Source organism: Mucilaginibacter pedocola (assembly GCF_002013915.1).
GTDB lineage: Bacteria > Bacteroidota > Bacteroidia > Sphingobacteriales > Sphingobacteriaceae > Mucilaginibacter > Mucilaginibacter pedocola.
Window position 1 is genome coordinate 1 of record NZ_MBTF01000036.1, and the last position, 23,474, is coordinate 23,474.

A 23,474-nucleotide genomic window follows, 5' to 3' on the forward strand; every position below is an offset into this window, starting at 1 on the left:
TCGAAATGAACTGTGTTTAAAAGCAAATAATATTTGAATAATTTTCCTGATATGTTGAGTTAGTTTTAGCTATTGCAAAAGCTTGCTTTAGCAACTTATTTACGACTGCGATCAAAGCAACTTTTTTGGCTTTTCCTTTTGCCAGCAAGCGTTCATAAAGCTCCCGGCAGGCTTTATTGCAGCGTTTTGCGCTCCATGAGCATACATACAATGAGGCCCTGATCGCAGACATGCCCATTTTACATATTCTTGGCCTGCCTTTTACACTGCTGCCCGATTCGAACAGGCGCGGGCATGTCCCAATGTAAGAGCTTAATTTACTGCAATCGCCGAAACGCTCGAAACCACCGCTTACCAGGATGAGCATTATCGCTGTTTTTTTGCCAATGCCAGGTATGCTTTTCAGTCCTGATAGCATTTGCCCATAATGTTCAAGAACGATCTTTTCCATGTTAGCTGAAAGCCGTGATATAAGTTGTTTAAGGTGGCATAGCTCTTTTTGTATCGTCTGCCTCAGTGCTTTTTGCATCATTCCTGTAGCTGTAAAGCTTTCAAGCTGGTTGCTTAACACAGTATGCTGCTTGCTCAATCCTGATAAAATGGCTTCTGTTTGCTGTAATTCTACCACATGCTGCTGTGGTGGGGCCCATTGCTCCGGCTTAGCCATGGCACCATACTCTGCGATCAGGAGTGCGTCTTTCTTATCTGTTTTAGCCCGGGACATACGCATTTGGCTGTAGCGGCGAATCACCAAAGGATTTACCACACTTACCTTAATGCCCTTCGTATGCAGGAAGCAAGCAAGCCTTAAATAATATGGGCCGGATGCTTCCATCACGATATGGCTATCTGTATCCAATAGCTTTAAGAAGCCGTCGAAGCCTGTAGTTTCGTTGCTGAACTGATAATGGCGTCGGCCGGCTGATACGTCAAAGGACGCTTTTGAAATGTCTACACCAATGTAATTTGCATGAGTTTCCATAACTTTGTTTTGAGATAAATACTGTAGAAGAACCTGCTTTACTGCTTATCAATCCTACATACAGGCTCTTGTGGCCTAATGAACTGTTCAAGCTTGTAAGCAAAGGGGTAAAGTGATCTGCATTTCGAACGGCTTCCTACAGCCAATGACAACTCGTGATCTTTCTCTTTACCCTTTTTCTTCTACTTTAAATTTACTCTAAACACTTAACTTTTTCCTATAAGCAAACATAGGATGACATCGGAGAGGAGGGTGTAGGGAATTACATAAAACTATTCGACTTATCCATATCCTCCAGCGGATCGGCGGGCGCTTCTGGCTTGGCGGTGATATCCGTTGCCCACCATTCTTTTGTGGCGTAGTATATAGCTGCGGCAATAACCAAATAAATAATGGCCAGCGCTATCCAGGCATTCAATACTTCGGGTAAATGTTTCTTGCCTACCCGCTCATCAAAAAACGCATAAGGGAAATCAACCGAAGCATGTGCAATAACCATCACGAACAGATTACCATCTGTACGGTACCATAACCAGGTGAACAACACCGATAGCGCCGATACCATAACAATAAATGGGATAGCTGTACGGTAGCCACTGAAAAATATAGGGAAGTGCCAAAGCGCCCAGGTTGTAAAAACCATTAGGGTGGCCAGCCCTATTGGCCGCCCATGCGAAAGTTTGGGTAATAGCCAGCCCCGCCAGCCTATCTCTTCGCCGAGCCCTATCATCAGCATCGATGCAAAAATGTGCGCCATCAGTAACAAGGGGCTAACGTCCGTCATGGCCACAACCAATTGTTCCAGCGTAAAGCCGCCAATTACAAAAGCTGTTATGGTAATGCCCATACATGCAAAGGGTAAGCCTACCCACCAAATGATATGCTCGGTATCGGGTTTTAGTTTTTTAAGCAGGGCCAACACGCCTTCGCCGCCTCCGGTAATTGCTGTAACCGTTACTGCAGCAATGGCCGGGCCGAAAACTACGAGTATTTTAGAAATATAATTGATCCCGATTTCGGATCCAAAGAACACCGGGTTCAGCACAAAAAGCTTTAAAGGGAAACCCATGCCCAGCGAAATGAGAAACGTGAGCCCAATAAACCCGGCAACGGGATATTTGGTAAATAAAGCCTTCAAATTATTTATGCGTGTGTTAGTTTAAGTATACAAAATACTTAAATAAAGGTTCGCAGTAAATATCTGTTTATAAGTTGTTTTTAACAAACGATTTGTTTACCCTAAAACCAGCAGGAATAACAAAATAAGCCGCTGTAAGGTGGCAGCAGGAATATTGTGCAAGTATTGCAGCATTATTTATGCAACCTTATTATACTTGTTGCGGTACTCTATAGGCGATAGCCCGGTTATCTTTTTGAACACCGTACGGAAGGCTTTGGTATCAGAGTAGCCAACATCGTACATTACCTCGTTAACGTTCTTTCGGCTGCTCTCGAGGTGCTTTTTGGCTGCCTCTATTTTTACGCGCTGAATATATTCTACCGGCGTATTATTGGTGGCCTTTTTAAATCGGCGCTCGAAATGGCGCTTGCCAATAGCATATTTATCGGCTAATTGTTCTACCGAAATACGTTCGGCAATATTGGCCTCTATAAACTCCTGCGCTTTTTTTATGGGTTCATCCTCGTGTGTTTTTTGCCCGTTAAACATAATAAAGGGCGACTGGCTCTTTCGGTCTATCTCCAGCGCGAACATTTTCGAGGCCATAATGCTCATATCACGCCCTGCGTGTTTCTCTACCAGGTAAAGCAACAGGTTCCAGTACGATGTTGCCCCGCCGCTGCTGTAAAGGCCCTGCTGCTCGGTAACAATGCGGTCGTCAACCAATGTCACCTTCGGGAACATAGCCCGGAATAGTTCGGCAAAGCGCCAGTGGCTGCTGCATTCTTTTCCATCAAGCAAACCGGTAGCAGCCAACAAAAATGCGCCAATGCAAAGGCTGGCCACTTCGGCACCGCGCTGGTATTGCTGTATTATCCAGGGTAAAAACTCTTCGTTACGTTTTATAGCGGTTGCCATATCCCCACCCATAGCGGGGATGATCACCAGGTCGGTTTTGGTTACATCTTTCAATAAAGCATCGGTATGTACCGAGAACAACCCGCTGTGCAGGCGCACCTCTTTATCAAGCCCTATTAGTTGTACTTTAAACAGTGGCGGCCTGCCTGCAGCCTCCAAAAAATCGTTCACGCCGGTAAACATAATACGCGGGTCGGCTATGCTGGCTAAAACGGCTTCGTTGGTTATCAGTATAGATACATGCTTCATTTTAAAGGGCTATTGGTTTGGTTAAAGATACATACTCGGCCAATACAAATAAAATGCTGCGGGCGCTAAAGTCGCTAACCGCCCCTAAAAAGTCCTGTATGCACCCCGAGCCGGGCAAGGGCATAGCCTACCTTTGATGTTGTGAAGCCCTAAATATGTAGGATGTAAATAAGTGATAATGCGTAAACTAATAGTATCAATGAACGTCACCCTTAACGGTTGTATGGCGGGTCCTAATGGCGAGCTCGACTGGCATTACAACCTTTGGGGCGAAGATATGGCCCGTGCCACCGCCTTGCAGCTTAGCCGGGCGGATACTCTATTGTTCGGGCGGAAAACCTACGAGGCCATGGCGAGCTATTGGGTGGCCAAAGCAAATAATGTTTTTGGCTCGCGCCGCGATGATGACCTGGTTGATATGATGAACAACTGCAACAAGGTGGTATTCTCTAAAACGTTGCACACAACCCGCTGGCAAAATAGCCGCCTTGCCCAAAAAACTTTAGCAGGCGAAATAAAGGCCTTGAAGCAGGGCGATGGTAAAGATATTTTGGTTTATGGCAGTGGCAGGCTTGTAAAAGCGCTTGATAAACACGGGCTGATAGATGAGTACCGCCTGTGGGTACACCCGGTAGTGGTTGATGGCGGCAAACCACTGTTCGGCGGTTCACAAAAGTTAAGGTTGGTAGGGCAGGAAGCCTTTGAAACGGGGGTAGTGTTGATGGCCTATACAACCTGCTTGCGTAAGTAAGCGGCTTTTTATAATTTAGGCAAACCTTTTTATATCGCGATGTTCAATAATCCATTTGTATTTTTCGGGCGCATCCGGCGGAAAGAGTACGGCTACAGCCTGCTTATATACGGCGTGATTTTGATATGGGTGATAGCACAGGCCTCGCATAACCATGATATATACATGGTGGCGCTATTGCCTTTGTTTTGGTTCAGGCTTGCACAAGGGGCCAAGCGCTGCCACGATCTGGGCAACAGCGGCTGGTTCCAAATAATTCCCTTCTATTCTTTTTGGATGTTGCTGGCAGATGGCGAAACCGGGCCCAACCGTTATGGCGAAAACCCCAAAGGCAACAACTGGCCGTTTTACCCGGGTAACCCACCGGGTTCTAAAAATCATTTTGGCCCTACCGGCCCAACAAATTCAAAGTATTGATTGCGTATTAAAATGTTGTAAATTAGGGCTCCTAATTACCACCATGCGTAAGAATCCCTTATCGTTTAAAGGCCGCATCAGGCGTGCCGAATACTTTGTTAGCTGCGTTGCCTACTTGTTTGTTTACTATTTTATATGGGGCATGGGCGAAGGCCGCGGTGGTGGCCCGTTAGCCATGATATTGGTGGTCCCTATGCTGTGGTTCGCTATTGCGCAGGGTACCAAACGCATGCACGATGTTAATAAAAGCGGCTGGTGGCAGTTGGTGCCCTTATATAATCTTTGGCTGTTATTCCAACCCGGTATGGCGGGCAACAACCAATACGGTGGCGACCCTAAAGTGGAGCCCTATCAAGGTGTGGACGATGCCTACGATAAACCCTATAATTACCGTAGGCCGGAAGATCCCAGTTAGCAGTTGGCGGTTTGCAGTGGGCAGTTCGCAGTAGGCAGTATACAGTTCGCGGTAGCTCGTTCTTAGTTGGAAGTATGTCGGGGGGAGTTAAAATAAATGGGCGGTTTGCAATTACCATTTGTAACTGCAAACCGCCCACTGTAAACTGCCAACTGAATTTACCTCCAGGCTTTATACTGATTGATCAGCCCGTTGGTAGAACCGTCGTGCGAGGTGATTTGCTCGTCGCCTTTTAGTTCGGGTAATATTTTGCCGGCCAATTGTTTGCCCAGCTCAACGCCCCATTGGTCAAAGCTGTAGATGTTCCAGATGATGCCTTGTACAAATATTTTATGCTCGTACATGGCAATCAGCGAACCCAGGCTGCGCGGGGTGATCTTCTTAACCAAAATAGAGTTGGTTGGGCGGTTGCCCTCAAAAACTTTAAATGGCGCTATCTTAGCAATTTCTTCTTCTGATTTGCCTGCCTTTTTCAATTCATCAATTACTACTTCCTCGGTTTTGCCGTTCATTAACGCTTCGGTTTGTGCGAAGAAGTTAGAAAGCAGCATAGGGTGGTGCTCGCCTATTGGGTTGTGCGATTGCGCAGGTGCTATAAAATCGCAAGGAATCAGTTTAGTGCCCTGATGTATCAGTTGATAGAAGGCGTGCTGCCCGTTGGTGCCGGGTTCGCCCCAGATGATGGGGCCGGTTGAGTGGTCTACCGGTTTGCCGTCGCGGCCAACGTATTTACCGTTGCTTTCCATATCGCCTTGTTGGAAATAGGCAGCAAAGCGGTGCATGTATTGGTCGTAAGGCAAAATAGCCTGCGTTTCCGATTCGAAGAAGTTATTATACCATACGCCTATCAGTGCCAGCAGTGCAGGGATGTTCTCTTCCAGCTCTGTCGACTGAAAATGGTTATCCATAGCATGTGCGCCTTCCAGCAGTTCTACAAAATTATCAAAGCCAATGCTCAGGCTTATGGATAGGCCAATGGCGCTCCAAAGCGAGTAACGGCCTCCAACCCAATCCCAAAACTCGAACATGTTTTTGGTATCGATACCAAATTTTGAAACCCCTTCGCTATTGGTTGATAGTGCGGCAAAATGCTTAGCCACATCTTCTTCCTTAGCACCGGCGGCAATAAACCAATCGCGCGCGGTATGGGCGTTACCCATAGTTTCCTGCGTGGTAAAGGTTTTTGAGGCTATCAGGAACAGCGTAGTTTCCGGGTTAACGGTTTTCAGCGTTTCGGCAATATGTGTACCGTCAACGTTAGATACAAAGTGCAGGGTAAGGTGGTTTTTGTAAGCCTTTAACGCTTCGGTAACCATTACGGGGCCCAGGTCCGAGCCGCCTATGCCTATATTCACCACATCGGTAATGGCTTTGCCGGTGTAGCCGGTCCAGCTGCCACTGATGATGGCTTCGCTAAAATCTTTCATTTGTGCCAGTACGCGGTTCACGTCGGGCATTACATCCTGCCCGTCAACCAAAATTGGCGAGTTGCTGCGATTACGCAGGGCCACGTGCAAAACAGGGCGGTTCTCGGTAACGTTGATGCGCTCGCCGGCAAACATGGCCTTAATGGCTTCGCCTACACCGCATTCGCGTGCCAATTGTATCAGCAAGGCCAGCGTTTCTTCGTCTATGCGGTTCTTCGAGTAATCAACCAGTATATCTTCAAACTGCTGCGAAAATTTTTCGAAACGTGCGGCATCACTATCGAAAAACGATTTGAGGTGCTTCGGCGCAATGTTGATGTAATGGTCGGCTAAATACTTGTAAGCCTGGGTGGCGGTAAAATCGGTAGTAGGTAGCATAAATTGGGATATTTTTTGGTAAAAGTAGTAAGTAAATTGAGGGGCGCGCACAAAAAAGTAAATTATGGCATAACCGTGTGATTTAGTGTCGTTTTGACAATTTAGACTTAGTGTTTGAGTTACACGATTAAAATTGTCATATTTTTAACATAAATGTGAAATAATTCATAAATCGTAAAACTTTTATGAATATATTTGTTTGGTTGATAACCAAAACGGTTTTTTGTAATTAAATTATCAATACGCTAACAAATTTGCCATTATGTTTGAAAAACTCTATTCACTTGTTGAAAATAACGCCGGGACGGCTGTTATTAACAACCCCTTAATTGCTCCAAAGTTTCATGCTGCAGTAATAAATGATGCGACGAGTTCGATCATCGAGGTGATAAAGTCGCAGTTAGAGAGTGGCAAATTAAAAGACCTGGTGAAGTATTTTCAGCTTTCGGGTGTGTATGATAATCCGCTTATCAATAGTGCCGTTAATAAATTTGCCATTAAGCTTGATAAATACTACGATATACCATCGGTACAGGCCAAACAAATATCCAACGAACTAATACGCCCGGTAATGCAGGAACTCATCCGCCAAAGCAAAACCGAACAGAATAAAGAATTTGCACTAACTACGCTCCTGTCGAAAATAAGCGGCCAGGTTGCCGATATGGGCTTACTGATAGCCCAGCTTAAAATAGCGTAACAAAACCAAAACTCTTATACTTTTAAGCCTGCGTCGTTTAGTCGATGCGGGCTTTTTTTTGGGGGAAGGATCGGAGATGGCGAAGCGTTTTTTTACCGCAGAGTACGCAGTGGTTACACGGAGGTTCACAGAGCCTATATTACGGATAAATTACTCATGAGTTGGGCTAAGCCGCCAAAGAAAATAAGTAGCCACCACATAAGCTCTCTAACCAGTTTGCAAAGTTCTCTGCGAAACTCCGCGTAACCTCTGTGTCCTCCGTGGTTAAATAATGAACTATAGCAATAAGGGTATTATTCTCCAACTTTCCCCTATCTTTGCTTTCATGACTAAGGAAAACATCCAGGATCTAAGGGATAGAACAGCTTCCCTGAGGAGGCATCTTTGACATCGATACCAAACTCGATGCGATGCAAAAAGAAACAGATATAACCCTCGGCCCTAATTTTTGGGACCATCCTAAAGAGGCCGAGAAAGTACTGGCTTCTATCAAAGCAAAAAAAGTATGGACCGACGCTTTCCAAAAAGTAGTATCGGTAGTTGATGATACGGGCGTATTGTTTGAGTTTTACCAGGGGGGCGATGCCACCGAGGCCGAAATGCAGGAGCAATATAATGCTGCTGTAACTACGGTAGAGGAGCTTGAGTTTAAAAACATGCTCAGCGCCGAGGAAGACCAGTTTAACGCTGTATTGCAGATAACTGCCGGTGCGGGCGGTACCGAAAGCTGCGATTGGGCCGGTATGCTGATGCGTATGTACATTATGTGGGGCGAAAAGAACGGCTACAAAGTAACCGAGCAGGATTACCAGGCCGGTGATGTGGCCGGTGTAAAAACCGTTACGCTGCAGCTGGAAGGCGATTTTGCTTACGGCTACCTCAAAGGAGAAAATGGTGTACACCGCTTAGTGCGCGTATCGCCTTTTGATGCCAATGCCAAACGCCACACCTCGTTCGCTTCGGTGTACGTATACCCATTGGTTGATGATACCATTGAGATAGAGGTGAAGGATGCAGATATAGAATTTGAAACCTTCCGCGCGGGTGGTGCCGGCGGCCAAAACGTGAACAAGGTAGAAACTGCGGTGCGTTTGTACCACAAGCCATCAGGCATTATCATCAAGAACCAGGAATCGCGTTCGCAATTGCAGAACAAAGAGAACGCCATCCGCTTGCTGAAATCGCAGTTGTATGAGATAGAGATGCGCAAACGTGCCGAGGCATCAAGCGCGGTAGAAGGCAGCAAAAAGAAGATCGAATGGGGCTCGCAGATACGCAATTATGTGCTGCATCCATACAAACTGGTGAAGGACCTGCGCACCGACCACGAAACCTCCAACGCCGCCGCCGTATTAGATGGCGACCTGAACGATTTCCTGAAGGCCTACCTGATGGAATTTGGCGGGCCGAAGGGGTAAAAGGATCTTCCCTTTTTTGTCATCCTGAGCGAAAGCGAAGGATCTGTTAGCGGCCATACATTAGCGGAGATGCAAATCGGCGAATAGATGCTTCGTCCCTCAGCATGACAAACCTTTTAGACTAAAACAAAAAACGATGCTGCACAACAGCGTCGTTTTTTGTTTATGGATTTGTAACTTGCGGAAATCAATGTCGTAACCTATAATGAAAAATATTCTAACCGCCCTCATGCTTACCACCGCTACCTTTGCCGCTCACAGCCAGGAAAAAACTATGCCTTTATATCCTAAAGGTGTACCAAACTCCAAGCCTACGCCGGCCACGTATAAGGAAGTAACCAACTCCACTAACTGGATAAGCAAAGTAAGCGTGCCTACCATTACGCCTTACCTGCCTGCCGCCGGTACTGCCAATGGTTCGGCTATTATTGTTTTCCCGGGTGGGGGGTATGTCGGTTTGGCCAATGCGCACGAGGGGATGGATATTGCCAAGGCTTTCAGCAATATTGGTGTTACTGCCTTTTTAGTAAAATACCGCCTGCCCAGCGATAGTATTATGGTTGATAAAACCATTGGCCCTTTGCAGGATGCACAGCGTGCTGTACAAATTGTAAGGCAGGGTGCTGCCAAATGGAATATCGACGCAAACCGCATTGGTATCATTGGCTTCTCGGCCGGCGGGCACTTGGCGTCAACGCTGGGTACACATTTCGAGAAAGCGGTTATCGACAATAAAGAAGGTACCAGCCTTCGTCCCGATTTTATGATGCTGATATACCCGGTGATCACTTTCGGTGAAAAAACGCACTCGGGCTCTAAAGAAAACCTTATTGGTAAAAACCCATCGCAGGAGTTGGTAGACCTTTACTCCAACGAAAAACAGGTAAAGCCGAACACCCCACCGGCATTTATAATACACGCGGAGGATGACACCGTAGTGCCTATAGAAAACGCCATGATGATGTACGAAGCACTACTGGCAAACAAAGTAAAAACCGAAATGCACTTTTTCCAGGCCGGCGGCCACGGCTTTGGAATGCCAAACTCTACCACCAAAGAGAAATGGTTCGATTGGGCACAAGCCTGGATGGAACAGAATGAGTGGTTGAAGAAGTAGGGTATTCGCAAACTATGGTTCCCCTCTTGAGAGGGGTTAGGGGTGTGTTAGTGGCATTGCAAAGCGGACTAACACACCCCAGCCACCGCTCTTTCCTTCCCGCCCCCTCTCAAGAGGGGAATTTGAGCTGCCCCTTTACGACTTTAAGCTGGAAGCTTAACTCGTGCTTTACCACGAGTTACGCTTCGCTAAAATCGCGGCAGCACATGACCTCATCATGTGTGATTTTAGGTTAACATAACTAATCTTGAATATTTTATAAAGTGCTGATAGTTAGTTTTTTGTAAAATATATTTTTCGAAATGTGTTAAGTTATGTTAACCCTCTTTGCTGCCACTTGGCCTGTTAAAGGCGCTTAAACTTCGGTTCCCCCTTCAGGGGGTTAGGGGGCTGAAGCTTACTACTTTACCAACCCTAAATTCTGATAATAGGAGCTTCCTACAGGCAACACCGCCCCATTAACCACCAACTGGTGCCGCTCTATTTTCTCTACCTTGTTTACAGCCGCAATAAACGAGCGGTGTATGCGGATGAACTTATCGGCAGGTAACAGGCCTTCTACTTCGGAGATGGTCATGCGGGTGAGTACCTGTTTGTCCTTCAACTCAAAGTTTACGTAGTTGCCGGTGGCTTCCAGATAGCATATATCATCAAACAATACTTTCACCTGCTCATAGCCTGTCTTCAGGAAAAGGTAGTCCTTTTTATCCTCCTTTACATTACGGAAATTGTAAAGCTCGTAAGCCTTATTGCATGCCTTGGTGAAGCGGGCCAGCGAGAAAGGCTTCAGCAGGTAGTCCACAGCATCCAGTTCAAAACTGGTAACCGCATGCTCGGTGTAGGCGGTAGTGAATATCACCAGCGGTTTTTTGTTGAGGCAGGTAAGCAAGTCGATGCCCGAGATATCGGGCATTTTAATATCCAGGAAAAGCAGGTCGATGGGGTTGTGTTGCAGGTACTCCATCGCCTTAAAGGCATCGGTAAATTCGGCTTTCAGATCAACGAACGGAACCTTCGCCGCATGGGAGCGCACCACCCCAAGGGCCAAAGGTTCGTCGTCTATAGCTACTGCTGTAATCAAAATATCAGGACAGGTTAATGGTTAAATGTATGAAAAATTCGCTGGCATTTTCGCGGATGATCAGTTCATGCTTATTGTTATAAAGCAGCTTGAGGCGTTGTTTCACATTCTCCAGCCCGATGCCGCTCTTACCTTTTTCGGGATCGTTATCGGGGCGTATGTGTATGCTGTTGTGCACATCAAAGTAAAGCTTATCATCTTTGGTTTGCAGGGTTATTTTAATGTGCGATGGTTCGCGCAGGCTGATGCCGTGTTTAAACGCATTTTCAATAAAAGGTATCAGCAGCATCGGCGCAATTTGCAAGCCGAGGATATGGTCCTCAATATTGGTATCTATCACAATATCGGGTGAGGTTTGGGTGCGCAGTTTTTGCAGGGCAATGTAGTTATTCAGGTAATCTATCTCGCGGGTGAGTAGTATCTTATCGTGCACGTTCTCCTGCAGCATAAAGCGCATCATGTCGCCCAGGCGCTGTATGCCTTCGCCGGTGCGGTCGGCGTTCTCTTGCAGGGCTGTGCCATAAAGCGTATTCAGGGCATTGAACAAAAAGTGTGGGTTTATTTGCGAGCGCAGGAAATCGAGGCTGGCGGTAGAAGTACCCAGCGCGGTTTTTAGGTTCAGTATCTCGGCTTTGCCGGCCATGCGGCGTTTGTAGGTTATCCACGAGAAAGGCGCTATGGCTATCAGTTGCACCCCGGCATTAAAGCCCAGTATAACAAAAACAGCCTCGGGCCTGCGCAATGCCATTGCCATAATAAAACCGGCGGGAATAGATGCCGCAGCCGTTACAAATAGCACCTTTATCCAATAGGTGAAAAAGCGTTTGTTATCGGCAAGCGTAGTGGGGATAAGGCTGTAAGTGGATAAGCCATGCACGCCAATGGCAATAGGGGGGATAACGAAGAACATGGCAATGATATCGATATTGGCATCATTCAGTAATAAGCCGAAAACCAATATCATCCACACAATTAGCGCTATGATGCTGTCGCGGGTGAGCACCTTATATTCCGATTGTATACGGTCGGTATTATCCAACAGGTAGTTGGCCACGTGTTTTATTACGCTGTACAGCGTCAGCATCATCATCACCCAAATGGCGTATATCAAATTGGTTTTAAAAACAATGTTGTACACGTAACCGGGCGTGTGGTTGTAAAACAGATAGCCCTTAAGCCAGGTATCGGTAATGCCGCAGAACAGCCATATCGCCCCGAATAGTGCCACCGCCAGTACGATCATCAACACGGTACGCCGCCTTTCTACCAGCGAGGGGATGATCACAAAATTCCACAGCAGGAAAGCGAAGTAGTACAGGCTGTACCGCGCCACCATGGGGAAAAAATAGTATTTAGAATAGGAGTAGTGCAGATGAAGTTCGTTATAAAGGTAGCGGTAGGGTGTCCATACAGGGTTTACGTTGCTGCCGGCAACGCGGGTAAGCATCAGCAATAAAATAAAGGCGTAGATGGTGCCCGATGCCCAATATTCGATCTTCTTTAGGTCGATAGGTTTTTTTACAAGAGTGATCATGCAGGTGTTAAATTATGCCGCAAGATACCCCCGGCAATAAAGCAGGCAAAGAGAATGGGATGAAACCGCTAATAGTTGGGACGAAGCCCCCTCCGCCCCCTGAAGGGGGAACTTTTGATTCGCGTAATTGAATTTCGGTTCCCCCTTCAGGGGGTTAGGGGGCCGGGGCTTCAAGTATTTGTAACAACTCATTTAACTCATCTACCTTAGCAGATGCGCCGGCGTGTTCATACGCGCTGATGAGGTTGCGCAGCACGCGGCGGATGATATCGGCGTTAGAGCATGGCTCGTAAAATTGCTTGTCGTATTTCAGGTTAAGCTGCTTTAGGAACATATCTACATCCCTGCGGCCAAAAATGAAGCCTTTGTTAAAGGCATTGATGTAAAACAGTATACCGCCTTCAAACTCGGTTTCGCGGCTCTCATCCAAATAGGCTAAAATAAAATGCTGGGGCAGGTTTACACCGTAAACAGGTATATCAAGCTTTTGGGCAATGATGGAATAGATAATAGCAAGCGATATTTGGTTGCCCTTTTTAGATTCCAGCACCTGGCTAATGTAACTGTTCTGCGGGTCGCGGTGATTGGCGGTGTTGCCGCTAAAGCCGTGTATACTATAAAAAATATGGTTGATGAGTTTTACCTGCTCCACCGGGCTGCCCTCGTTATTCATTTGCAGCCATATATCGCGTTTAATGGCTTCGATCTGGTTGATCACCTTTTGCTCGTCAAGGTCGGGGTATTGGTATCGGTTAATGATGAGGATGCCTTGCAGCAGATCGAACGCGCCCCCCTGGAACCAAAGCCTGAGGTCGTTTTTTACCATGCCGAACTGTATCTCGTGCACCAAATTGGCAATGCGTTCCTGCTGTATCGGGTCGAAAGCTTCCGTAAAAGCATTCTCGAGGTATTCGATAGCTTCGGGTCCGTACGACAGTAATTTTTGGTGTACGTGAGTAAATATCTCCGTATCAGGGTCGTCGAGCAATCGTATAAGAGAGTTGAGTTCTTTAGGGTCTATCATATTGCTATGCACTAAAATACTAAAGTTTATATACTTTTACAGCAATATAAACCAATGTCTAAGTTAACGTTCACTAAAGATTTCTTGTTTCATCGTTTCACGTCAAAAAACCGTCATGGTTTGCATTCGCCGTTTGTATACAAACTGGTCGACGAAGTGATATACGACTACAAGCCCAAGCACGCCTACGATAAAATTGAAAGAGAACGTGATAACCTGTTGATAGACGATCGCGTAATTACCGTAACCGACCTTGGCGCCGGTTCGCACCTGAACAAGAACCGCGAGAAGAAGATAAGCGATATTACCATCAATGCGCTCAAATCGCCAAAACTGGCGCAACTGCTTTACCGCCTCACGGCCTTTGCCAAACCAAAAAGCATTGTAGAGTTGGGCACCTGCCTGGGCATAACCACGCTATACCTGCATGAGGCCGCACCCGATGCTAAACTGTACACCATGGAAGGCTGTCCGCAAACCGCAGGCGTAGCCAAAGAGGTGTTCGATAGTGCAGGTATCCGTGATGTGAACTTGATTACTGGTAATTTTGATGATACCCTTAGTGGCGTATTAAGTAAGCTGGATAAACTGGATGTGGTATATATAGACGGTAACCACCAACGCGTAGCTACTCTAAACTACTTTGAACAATGCCTGCCCAAGGTGCACGAAGATACTATGCTTATCTTCGATGATATCTACTGGAGCGAAGGCATGAAACAAGCCTGGGCACAAATAAAGGCCAACCCGCAAGTAACCGTAACGGTGGACCTATTTTGGATAGGCTTGGTGTTTTTTAAAGGTGGCAGGGTGAAGGAAGATTTTAAGATACGGTTTTAGGGCGGTTCATAGTTGATAGATGATAGTTCATAGCAGGAGAATGAAGCCCCTATGAACCATTATCTATGAAGTACTATATTCCCGCAAATACTATTTCAAGATCCAATTCAAATCCTGGGAGGATAGGGGTAATTATCGTGTCGCCAATGGTCATGAGTTTGGTTGGCTGATATTGCTTATCCGTTAATATATACTTCATAAAAGTTTTATCCTGCGGGGAGATGATCCAGTACTCCAGCACACCCGATTCTTCATAAACTTCATATTTATTACGAAGTTCTTTTTGGTTGTTACCCGGCGATAGTATTTCTACCACAATATCAGGAGCACCTATACAACCTCCTTTATCCAGCTTTGCCTTATCGCATATTACGCAAACATCGGGCTGTACTACTGTATATACTTTGTCGTTGGCCTTGTCGGTACGAGGCAACCTTACATCAAAAGGAGCACTGTAAACTTTACACGGCTTCCCGCGCAGGTAATCATATAACTCACCAGAAACAACTGCCGATATATCCTGATGATACAAGTTTGGAGCAGGCGTCATCTTAAATATCTTTCCTTTGATAAGTTCAAGCCTGTCTTCAAATGTCCATTTGAGATAATCGGCGTAACTATAAGTCTTACTAAGATCGAGATCAGATAATTGCATCACTTCCATTTTTTATCAAATTTAACAAATCATCTGCACATCTGAAATTTGCCCATATGCACATCCGGCCTAAAACGCTTCCCCCAGCCCGATATAAAAACCGCTCATCCTTTTCTCGTTAGGGCGTTTCTCGCCTACACCGTAGTCTACGCGTACGCTCAAGCCTTTCTCGGTATCGAAGAAATAGCGCAAGCCACCTCCGTAGTTGGGTTTAAAATCGTCGAAACTGAAGTTTTTGTTCCATACCTGGCCGGTGCCTACAAAGCCCACTATGCCTATGCGGTTGCCAATGCGGTAACGCAGTTCGGTTTGGGCGGCTAATAGGTTGCGGTCGCGGAAACGGCCGTTGTAGTAGCCGCGCATCATCTCGTCGCTGCCCAAAGCAGGCATCAGGTAAAATGGCGACTGGCTACCGGTTAAACTTTGTTCCTGCACATCAAACCCTAAAACAAGGCTTTTGCCAAGCGAGAAAAACTGCGCGTACTCGATATTGAATAAGCCACCACTGTAGCTGCTGTTGCTTCCTATACCCTTCATGGCATTAAAATAGCTTGTTATAACCGCGCCTTTGGTGGTGTAGGTATTGTTATTACGATCGTCGAAGATGAGGGTAGGGCCCATGTATACCGATGTGCCGCCATGCCTGCCTTCGAGGCTTGCATCGGTTTCAAATATTCCGGTTTTATCTTCGTCTGTAAAGCGGTAATCGAACCCGCCGGCTACCAAACCGGCATACAGCTTTTTGGATATCCGCTTTTCGGCATTCAGCGCCAGTTTAAAGCGTTTCAAGCCTAACCTGTCGGCATTGCTTTTTAAGGTTTGATTGCCTGTGCCATAAAAATCGAACGGGAAATTAATATAGCTGATAGCCGCAATGTAGTGGAACTTGTTTTGCGGGGTCCAGTAGTTGGTGCTCAGGCTAAAGCGGCTTTGCCCTTTGGTAGTTATGGTTGCGTAAGCGAACACGTTTGATACGCGTGTATTGTGGCTTGCGGTGGTATCGGTGTAAAAAGAATACAACCCGGCACCGCCAAGCTCAACGCCGGTTTCGGGTGCGGTGCTTAGCACAGGCAGTATCACAAAGCTGATTTTCTTGGTAGTGTCTTTATCGAAGTACATTTTGCGAATGAATTTCGGCAGGAAATTTTGAGAAAAAGCAGGCTGTAAGGAAGCCGTAAAGAGCAGTAAAAAGGCAAGTTTTTTCATGTAGGTAGTTGATGCTAAAGGTAAAGTTTAAGCATTTGTTTTAGCCATTTTTCAAATTAAAATTCAGTTAACCTCAAAATGCCTACTTTTGCGCAAAATAATCAGCATCAATAATTATGAGCACAGAAAGAGGCCCTATTTCGCAATTTATCGAAAGAAACTACCTGCATTTCAATGCAGCAGCATTGGTAGATGCAGCAAAAGGCTACGAAACACACCTGCTGGAAGGTGGTAAAATGATGGTTACCCTTGCCGGTGCCATGAGTACTGCCGAGCTGGGCATATCGCTTGCCGAAATGATCCGCCAGGGAAAAATAGATATCATCAGCTGCACAGGCGCTAACCTCGAAGAGGATATTATGAACCTGGTGGCACACTCGCACTACAAACGTGTACCCAACTACCGCGACCTGAGCCCGCAGGATGAGTGGGACCTTTTAGAGAACCACTACAACCGCGTTACTGATACCTGCATCCCGGAGGAAGAAGCCTTCCGCCGTTTGCAGAAACATATCTACAAAATTTGGAAAGATGCAGATACCGCCGGTGAGCGTTACTTTCCGCACGAATTTATGTACAAAATATTGCTAAGCGGCGAGCTGGAGCAATACTACGAGATAGACCCTAAAAACTCGTGGATGCTGGCCGCTGCCGAGCGTAACCTGCCAATTGTGGTACCGGGTTGGGAAGACAGCACCATGGGTAATATCTTTGCATCATACGTTATCAAAGGCGATATAAAAGCTACCACTATGAAAAGCGGTATCGAATACATGGCATGGCTGGCGCAGTGGTACCCGGAAAATTCGGGAGGCAAAGGCGTAGGCTTTTTCCAGATAGGCGGCGGTATAGCCGGCGATTTTCCGATATGCGTTGTGCCTATGCTTTATCAGGATATGGAGATGCCGGAGATTCCTTTCTGGAGCTACTTCTGCCAGATATCTGATTCTACTACTTCTTATGGATCGTACTCGGGCGCGGTGCCAAACGAAAAAATTACCTGGGGTAAACTGGACATCAACACCCCTAAATTTATTGTAGAAAGCGATGCAACCATTGTTGCACCACTCATTTTTGCCTGGATATTAAAACAATAATTATTTTTTAGAAAAAAGCCAAAAAATATTTTGTTGGCAATTTTTTAAATAGGAGTTAAAAAGGCCTTTCTCATAGCTAAGAAAGGCCTTTTTTAATTAGTTTAGAACGATTATAAATTAGACTTAACTGTCACTAATTTGTCACCCATACCTTATAAAATTTTACTTTTGTGGCTGTAAAAGTGGCTAAAACGTAATTCACTACGTCAGTTTAACTCATTAACTATTATAATTATTTAGCATAAATACACTTTATGAGAAATATCTCATTGATTCTTAAACAGTTCTCGAAGTCGGTTTTGCTGGTTGCAGGCATTGCGCTATGCGGGCTTACTGCAAATGCACAGGCCGATGCGGCAAAAGGGGAAGCTATCTTCAAAGCCAAATGTACCGCCTGCCACAAAGTAGAAACCCGTATGGTTGGCCCGGCTCTTGGCCCTCAACTTACCCAGGAAACTGACGATGCCTATCTAACCAAGTGGATCCAAAACAACCAGGCCCTTATCGCCGCAAAAGATCCAAAAGCACTTAAAATTTTTAACGAGTACAACCAGGCAGGTATGACGGTTTTTGCCGAACTATCTGATGCTGATGTTGCCAACGTTATCCACTACGTACGTGAGGATTGGAAAAAACAACAGGAAGCAAAAGCTAAAGGACCTGCCGGTGGCGGTGCTGCTGCAGAAGATGCAGGCCCAAGCAACCTGGTTATCCTTGCACTTATCGGCGTTATCGTTATTGCCTTCATCGTTATCCTGGTATTAAACAGGGTTATCGGTACGTTGGAAAACTTGCTGACCAAAAACAAAGATACCCTGGTATTTGAGGAAGAGGTTGAAGAAGAAAAAGAAAAAACCGACAAGTTTGCAGGCGTTAAAAAAGCGCTGAAGAACAAGAAACTTGTTTTCTTTATTGTGCTCTGCGGTGTTATAGCTTTGGGTAGCTTTAGCTGGGTTACTATGTGGAACACCAATATGCACCAGGGTTACCAACCGGTACAGCCAATTAAATACTCGCACAAACTGCACGCCGGTACCATGAAAATTGAGTGCCAGTACTGCCACACCGGTGCGTTCAAATCTAAAAACGCTTCTATCCCGTCGCTTAACGTTTGTATGAACTGCCACAAGGCTGTTAAAACCGAGTCGCCGGAAATACAGAAAATATACACTGCGCTGGGTTACGATCCGCAAACTCAGAAATACGACAGCACTAAAGCACAGCCTATCCAGTGGGTACGTATCCACAACCTGCCCGACCTGGCTTACTTTAACCACTCGCAGCACGTAGTAGTTGGCGGCGTTAAATGCCAAAAATGCCACGGTGAAGTGCAGGAAATGCAGGAAGTATACCAATACTCGCCGCTTACCATGAAATGGTGTATACAGTGCCACAAACGTACTAACGTGAACTCTAAAGGCAACGGTTACTACGATAAGATATTGGCTATGCACAACGATATCAAAAAAGGTAAGAAACTTACCGTTGATGTATTGGGCGGTATAGAGTGCGGCAAGTGCCACTATTAATAAACAAGAACAGAACTTAGCATTACAGTTTATATAACTTAAATGGATAGCAATAAAACATACTGGAAAGGTTTAGAGGAACTAAACAGAACGCCAGAATTTGTTGAGAAAAATAAGCATGAGTTTGCGGAGCCGATACCTATTGAAGAGGTTTTAAGCGGAGGCGGATTATCGGCAAAAACACCACGCCGCGACTTTTTGAAGGCGCTTGGTTTTGGTGTGGGTGCGGTAACTCTTGCAGCCTGCCAAAAGGTTCCGGTACACAAATCTATCCCGTACTTGGTAAAACCAGAGGAGGTTACTCCGGGTGTTGCCAACTACTACTCTTCAACATACGAAGGCAGTGCAATACTTGTAAAAACCCGCGAGGGCAGGCCAATTAAGGTTGAGGGTAACCCCGGCGACCTTTTATCAAAAGGCGGCTTAAGCGCGCAGGCACAGGCATCGGTACTGGAGTTGTATGATAACAACCGCGTTAAAGACCCTAAGCTAAACGGCAACACTACAGGTTGGCCACAGCTTGATAAATATGTAAAAGACGAACTTGCTGCTATTAAAGCCTCTGGTAAAAAAATCAGCATCGTATCGTCAACGGTACATAGCCCTTCTACCTTAGCTGTTATTGCCGATTTTATACTGGCTTTCCCTACTGCTACCCACGTTACTTACGATGCAGTATCATACACAGGTATTATCCAGGCAAACAAAAACAGCTTTGGTAAAGCAGTAGTACCTCACTACAACTTTGGTAATGCCGATGTAATTGTAAGCTTCGGTGCCGATTTCCTGGGTACCTGGATATCAGGCGAAGAGTTTACTACGCAATACGTAAAAAACCGCAACAGCAAATCGCTGGAAGAAAAGAAAATGTCGCGCCACATCCAGTTCGAAGCTGGTATGAGCATGACAGGTACTAACGCCGACGTTCGTTTGCCAATAAAAGCATCTGAAGAAGGTATAGCACTAATGAACCTGTACAACGCCCTAACCGGCACTACTTTACCGGGTTCAAAAAAATTAACCAACGCAAACGCTGATAAAGCAATTGTACTGGCCGCTAAAGAACTTTTGGCAGCAAAAGGCAAAGCATTGGTAGTTGCAGGCTCTAACGATGTATCTATCCAAACTTTAGTAAACGCCATCAACTCCCTGCTGGGTAGCTACGGCACTACTATCGATCTGGATGCTCCATCGCGCCAATACGCAGGTAACGATACTGTATGGGCACAATTTATTGCCGATGCAAAAGCTGGCCAGGTTGATGCCGTATTCTTCCTGGATGCTAACCCCGCTTACGATTACTACAATACAAAAGAGATAGAAGCTGCACTTGCTAAAGTACGTGTAAAAGTAACTTTCTCTGACCAGGCCGATGAAACTTCGGCACTTTGTACCGCTGTAGCGCCAAACCACCACTACTTAGAGTCGTGGGGTGATGATAGCGCTATTGAAGGTTACTACACCGTAATGCAGCCAACCATTAACCCGGTAGGCAACACCCGCCAGGCAGAAGAAAGCCTGTTGCTGTGGAGCGATAACGCGGTAAAAAGCTATTACACTTACGTTCGCAATAACTGGGACACCAACTTATTGGCCAAAGGCGGCTTAGCAGGCCAGGCTGGTTGGGAAGCCCTTTTGCAAAAAGGCTTCATCAACGCAGCACCGGTTGCAGCAGGCACTTACAGCTTTGCTTTAGACCTTAATGCTGTTGCACAAACCATCATCAGCCAAAGCGCTAAAGTAGCAGCTGCAGGCAAATTCGAATTGCAGGTTTACCAAACACCAGCAATGCGCGATGGTAAAAAAGCTAACAACCCATGGTTGCAGGAATTGCCTGACCCGGTATCTAAAGTTACCTGGGATAACTTTGCTGCAATGGCCATTGCCGATGTGAAAGAGATGGGCCTGGAAGAATTCCAGGTAATTACCATCAAAGGTGCTAACGGTTACACTATCGACCTGCCTGTATTGCCTCAACCGGGCCAGGCAAGGGGAACCATATCGGTGGCTGTTGGTTACGGCCGCACCTCTGCCGGTTTGGTTGGTAACAACGTTGGTAAAAACGCATTCCCTTTCTACAACCTGCTTAATGGTACTTTCCAAACCGTTTCGGGTGTATCGGTAGAAAAAACAAGCGATATATTCCCGCTTGCACAAACACAAACACACAGTTCATTTGAAGGCCGTACCGTTATCCGCGAAGCTACCTTTACCGAATACAAAAAGGATAAAGCAGCAGGTATAGGCGAAGAAGAACACGAGAAATACGACCTTTGGGATAAGAGCGATGACGATGCAAGCCACGCACGCCCGGTTTACGACTGGGTTATGGCTATCGACCTGAATGCTTGTACCGGTTGCGGTGCCTGCGTTGTAGCTTGTAACGCCGAAAACAACATCCCTGTTGTTGGTAAGGCCGAGGTTGCCCGCCGTCGCGAAATGCACTGGATACGTATTGACCGTTACTACAGCTTCGAGCAAAACGGTGAGGCTAAAACAGACGGCCGTACAGGCATGGTTACTAAAGAAAAAGATATTGCTAAACTGCAAGACTTTGATAACGTAACCGTGGTACACCAGCCAATGCTTTGCCAGCACTGCGACCACGCACCTTGCGAAACTGTTTGCCCGGTATTGGCAACCGTTCACTCGAGCGAAGGTTTGAACCAAATGGCTTACAACCGTTGCGTTGGTACACGTTACTGCGCAAACAACTGCCCTTACAAAGTTCGCCGCTTTAACTGGTTTAACTACTGGAACGATAGCCGCTTTGATAACTACCTGAGCAACGAGCACACTCAATTGGTGTTGAACCCTGATGTTACTACCCGTTTCCGTGGTGTAATGGAAAAATGCTCGATGTGCGTACAGCGTATACAAGCAGGTAAGCTGAAAGCTAAAATAGAAAAACGCCCATTGGCCGATGGCGAAGTTAAAATGGCCTGCGAGCAAACTTGTTCGGCAAATGCAATTGTATTTGGTAACCGTAACGATCCTAACTCTGCAGTTTCGAAGGCTTTGGCCAGCGAGCGTACTTACTACGTACTGGAAGAGTTGAACGTGAAACCGGGTATTGGCTACCAGGTGAAGGTTAGGAACACGATATCAGAATTACACGCTTAATTACTACAAGAGATTTATATATATGGCATCTCACAGTGAATCGATAATCAGGGAACCGTTAATTACGGGCAAGAATATCACCTATGCCCAAATTACTAACGAGGTATTAAACCCTGTAGAAAATAAACCCAATAAGGCCTGGTGGATCGGCTTCGTAGTTGCATCCCTTGGTGCTATGCTTTGGGTAGTGTCTATCAGCTTTACCTTTTGGTTTGGCTTAGGCTCATGGGGCTTAAATAAAACAGTAGGCTGGGCCTGGGACATCACCGGTTTCGTGTGGTGGGTAGGTATAGGCCACGCCGGTACGCTTATTTCGGCGGTACTGTTGCTCTTCCGCCAAAACTGGCGTAACTCCATCAACCGCTCGGCAGAGGCGATGACCATTTTCGCGGTAATTTGCGCCGCCACATACATTGTGGCGCACATGGGCCGCCCATGGTTAGCTTACTTCTGTTTACCATTACCCAACCAGTACGTACTTTGGGTAAACTGGAACTCGGCGCTGATGATGGACGTGTTTGCGATATCAACTTACTTCTCGGTATCATTAGTATTCTGGTACACCGGTTTGTTGCCCGATATTGCTTCCATCCGTGACCGCGCTACCGGCCTTCGCCGCCGTATTTACTCGATACTTTCATTCGGTTGGACAGGCTCGGTAAAAACCTGGCAGCGTTTTGAAACTGTATCGTTGATACTTGCAGGTATCTCTACACCGCTGGTACTTTCGGTACACACCATCGTATCTTTCGACTTTGCTACCTCCCTTGAACCGGGATGGCACACAACCATATTCCCGCCATACTTCGTTGCGGGTGCTATCTTCTCGGGTTTCGCCATGGTGCAAACGCTATTGCTGGTTACCCGTAAGGTATTAGGTTTAGAGAACTACATCACCATGTTCCACATCGAATCGATGAACAAGATCATCATGCTTACCGGTTCTATCGTGGGTGTGGCTTACATCACCGAGTTCTTCATCGCATGGTACTCTGGTGTAGAATATGAGCAATACGCTTTCATCAACCGCGCAACTGGTCCGTACTGGTGGGCATACTGGAGCATGATGAGCTGCAACGTAATTTCGCCGCAGTTATTCTGGTCGGCTAAATTGCGCCGCAACATCAAGTTCTCATGGGCACTTTCTATCGTGGTGAACATTGGTATGTGGTTCGAGCGTTTCGTAATTATCGTTACCTCGCTGCACCGCGACTACATCCCATCGAGCTGGGCTATGTTCTACCCAACCTGGATAGACGTAGGTGTGTTTGTTGGATCAATCGGTTTGTTCTTCACCATGTTCCTGTTGTTCATCAGGGTATTGCCTTCAGTGGCTATGGCAGAGGTGAAACTGTTGCTGAAAACAGCCAGTGAGCAATCTAAAAAGAAACTGATAGACGAAGGCCACTTAGAGCCGGCGGAAGTTCAGTACTACAAAGAGTCGTTAGTGAAGTATGACAGTGTTGATATGTCTCAATACGAAAAAATATAAA

The 23,474-nt window shown here is 46.2% G+C and carries 20 protein-coding genes; 11 read left to right on the top strand and 9 right to left on the bottom strand.

Annotated features, from left to right (window positions below; translation table 11 throughout):
• Positions 1–16: 16 nt before the first annotated feature.
• From BC343_RS24865 to BC343_RS24875, 3 genes are all read right to left on the bottom strand, one after another.
• Complete coding sequence (locus BC343_RS24865) at positions 17–982, bottom strand: IS110 family RNA-guided transposase (RefSeq protein WP_078347262.1); 966 nt, start codon at positions 980–982, stop codon at positions 17–19.
• A 262-nt stretch (positions 983–1,244) separates the two neighbouring features.
• Complete coding sequence (locus tag BC343_RS24870) at positions 1,245–2,120, bottom strand: CPBP family intramembrane glutamic endopeptidase (protein ID WP_078350525.1); 876 nt, start codon at positions 2,118–2,120, stop codon at positions 1,245–1,247.
• A 177-nt stretch (positions 2,121–2,297) separates the two neighbouring features.
• Positions 2,298–3,269, bottom strand: coding sequence for a GlxA family transcriptional regulator (locus BC343_RS24875; RefSeq protein ID WP_078350526.1), 972 nt, complete (start codon positions 3,267–3,269; stop codon positions 2,298–2,300).
• Between the two features lie 178 nt (positions 3,270–3,447).
• Between BC343_RS24875 and BC343_RS24880 the strand changes: the two genes are divergently transcribed.
• From BC343_RS24880 to BC343_RS24890, 3 genes are read left to right on the top strand one after another with little or no spacing between them, the layout of a single operon-like run.
• A complete protein-coding gene (locus BC343_RS24880) occupies positions 3,448–4,020 on the top strand; it encodes a dihydrofolate reductase family protein (protein WP_078350527.1) in 573 nt (190 codons plus the stop codon).
• Positions 4,021–4,059: 39 nt separating this feature from the next.
• Positions 4,060–4,437: a DUF805 domain-containing protein gene (locus BC343_RS24885; protein WP_078350528.1), complete on the top strand. Its 378-nt coding sequence runs from the start codon at positions 4,060–4,062 to the stop codon at positions 4,435–4,437.
• A gap of 43 nt (positions 4,438–4,480) precedes the next feature.
• A complete protein-coding gene (locus BC343_RS24890) occupies positions 4,481–4,852 on the top strand; it encodes a DUF805 domain-containing protein (RefSeq protein WP_078350529.1) in 372 nt (123 codons plus the stop codon).
• A 158-nt stretch (positions 4,853–5,010) separates the two neighbouring features.
• Here BC343_RS24890 and pgi read toward each other — a convergent pair whose 3' ends face one another.
• Positions 5,011–6,657, bottom strand: coding sequence for a glucose-6-phosphate isomerase (gene pgi, locus BC343_RS24895; RefSeq protein ID WP_078350530.1), 1,647 nt, complete (start codon positions 6,655–6,657; stop codon positions 5,011–5,013).
• Between the two features lie 262 nt (positions 6,658–6,919).
• Here pgi and BC343_RS24900 point away from each other — a divergent pair, with 262 nt between their 5' ends.
• The 3 genes from BC343_RS24900 to BC343_RS24910 all read left to right on the top strand — a co-directional run bounded on the left by BC343_RS24900 (position 6,920) and on the right by BC343_RS24910 (position 9,892).
• Positions 6,920–7,357: a hypothetical protein gene (locus BC343_RS24900; protein ID WP_078350531.1), complete on the top strand. Its 438-nt coding sequence runs from the start codon at positions 6,920–6,922 to the stop codon at positions 7,355–7,357.
• A 325-nt stretch (positions 7,358–7,682) separates the two neighbouring features.
• Positions 7,683–8,775, top strand: a protein-coding gene (prfB, locus tag BC343_RS24905) for a peptide chain release factor 2 (protein WP_143822344.1) whose coding sequence is annotated in 2 segments (ribosomal slippage) — positions 7,683–7,742 and positions 7,744–8,775 — 1,092 coding nt in all. Because the reading frame shifts where the segments join, the coding sequence is not laid out codon by codon here.
• Between the two features lie 205 nt (positions 8,776–8,980).
• On the top strand, positions 8,981–9,892 hold the full coding sequence (locus BC343_RS24910) for an alpha/beta hydrolase (protein ID WP_078350533.1): 912 nt from the start codon (positions 8,981–8,983) through the stop codon (positions 9,890–9,892).
• Between the two features lie 400 nt (positions 9,893–10,292).
• On the opposite strand, the gene BC343_RS24915 is transcribed toward BC343_RS24910, so the two are convergent.
• The 3 genes from BC343_RS24915 to BC343_RS24925 all read right to left on the bottom strand — a co-directional run bounded on the left by BC343_RS24915 (position 10,293) and on the right by BC343_RS24925 (position 13,531).
• Positions 10,293–10,973, bottom strand: a complete 681-nt coding sequence (locus BC343_RS24915; RefSeq protein WP_238381859.1) for a LytR/AlgR family response regulator transcription factor — start codon at positions 10,971–10,973, stop codon at positions 10,293–10,295.
• A 4-nt stretch (positions 10,974–10,977) separates the two neighbouring features.
• Positions 10,978–12,507: a sensor histidine kinase gene (locus BC343_RS24920; RefSeq protein WP_202909860.1), complete on the bottom strand. Its 1,530-nt coding sequence runs from the start codon at positions 12,505–12,507 to the stop codon at positions 10,978–10,980.
• Positions 12,508–12,661: 154 nt separating this feature from the next.
• On the bottom strand, positions 12,662–13,531 hold the full coding sequence (locus BC343_RS24925) for a transglutaminase-like domain-containing protein (RefSeq protein WP_078350534.1): 870 nt from the start codon (positions 13,529–13,531) through the stop codon (positions 12,662–12,664).
• Positions 13,532–13,585: 54 nt separating this feature from the next.
• Between BC343_RS24925 and BC343_RS24930 the strand changes: the two genes are divergently transcribed.
• Positions 13,586–14,371: an O-methyltransferase gene (locus BC343_RS24930; RefSeq protein ID WP_078350535.1), complete on the top strand. Its 786-nt coding sequence runs from the start codon at positions 13,586–13,588 to the stop codon at positions 14,369–14,371.
• Positions 14,372–14,444: 73 nt separating this feature from the next.
• On the opposite strand, the gene BC343_RS24935 is transcribed toward BC343_RS24930, so the two are convergent.
• Together BC343_RS24935 and BC343_RS24940 are read right to left on the bottom strand one after the other, a co-directional pair.
• Positions 14,445–15,026 carry a Uma2 family endonuclease gene (locus tag BC343_RS24935; protein ID WP_238381860.1) on the bottom strand — a complete coding sequence of 194 codons (582 nt, stop codon included), beginning with the start codon at positions 15,024–15,026 and terminating at the stop codon, positions 14,445–14,447.
• A 69-nt stretch (positions 15,027–15,095) separates the two neighbouring features.
• Positions 15,096–16,232, bottom strand: coding sequence for a BamA/TamA family outer membrane protein (locus BC343_RS24940; protein WP_078350537.1), 1,137 nt, complete (start codon positions 16,230–16,232; stop codon positions 15,096–15,098).
• A 116-nt stretch (positions 16,233–16,348) separates the two neighbouring features.
• Here BC343_RS24940 and BC343_RS24945 point away from each other — a divergent pair, with 116 nt between their 5' ends.
• The 4 genes from BC343_RS24945 to nrfD all read left to right on the top strand — a co-directional run bounded on the left by BC343_RS24945 (position 16,349) and on the right by nrfD (position 23,473).
• Positions 16,349–17,329 (top strand): deoxyhypusine synthase family protein, encoded by a 981-nt coding sequence (locus tag BC343_RS24945; RefSeq protein ID WP_078350538.1) that lies wholly within the window; start codon positions 16,349–16,351, stop codon positions 17,327–17,329.
• Between the two features lie 254 nt (positions 17,330–17,583).
• Positions 17,584–18,858, top strand: a complete 1,275-nt coding sequence (locus tag BC343_RS24950) for a cytochrome c3 family protein (RefSeq protein WP_078350539.1) — start codon at positions 17,584–17,586, stop codon at positions 18,856–18,858.
• A 42-nt stretch (positions 18,859–18,900) separates the two neighbouring features.
• Positions 18,901–21,981, top strand: a complete 3,081-nt coding sequence (locus BC343_RS24955) for a TAT-variant-translocated molybdopterin oxidoreductase (protein ID WP_078350540.1) — start codon at positions 18,901–18,903, stop codon at positions 21,979–21,981.
• Positions 21,982–22,003: 22 nt separating this feature from the next.
• Positions 22,004–23,473, top strand: a complete 1,470-nt coding sequence (gene nrfD / locus BC343_RS24960) for an NrfD/PsrC family molybdoenzyme membrane anchor subunit (protein ID WP_078350541.1) — start codon at positions 22,004–22,006, stop codon at positions 23,471–23,473.
• The last annotated feature ends 1 nt before the right edge of the window (position 23,474 follow it).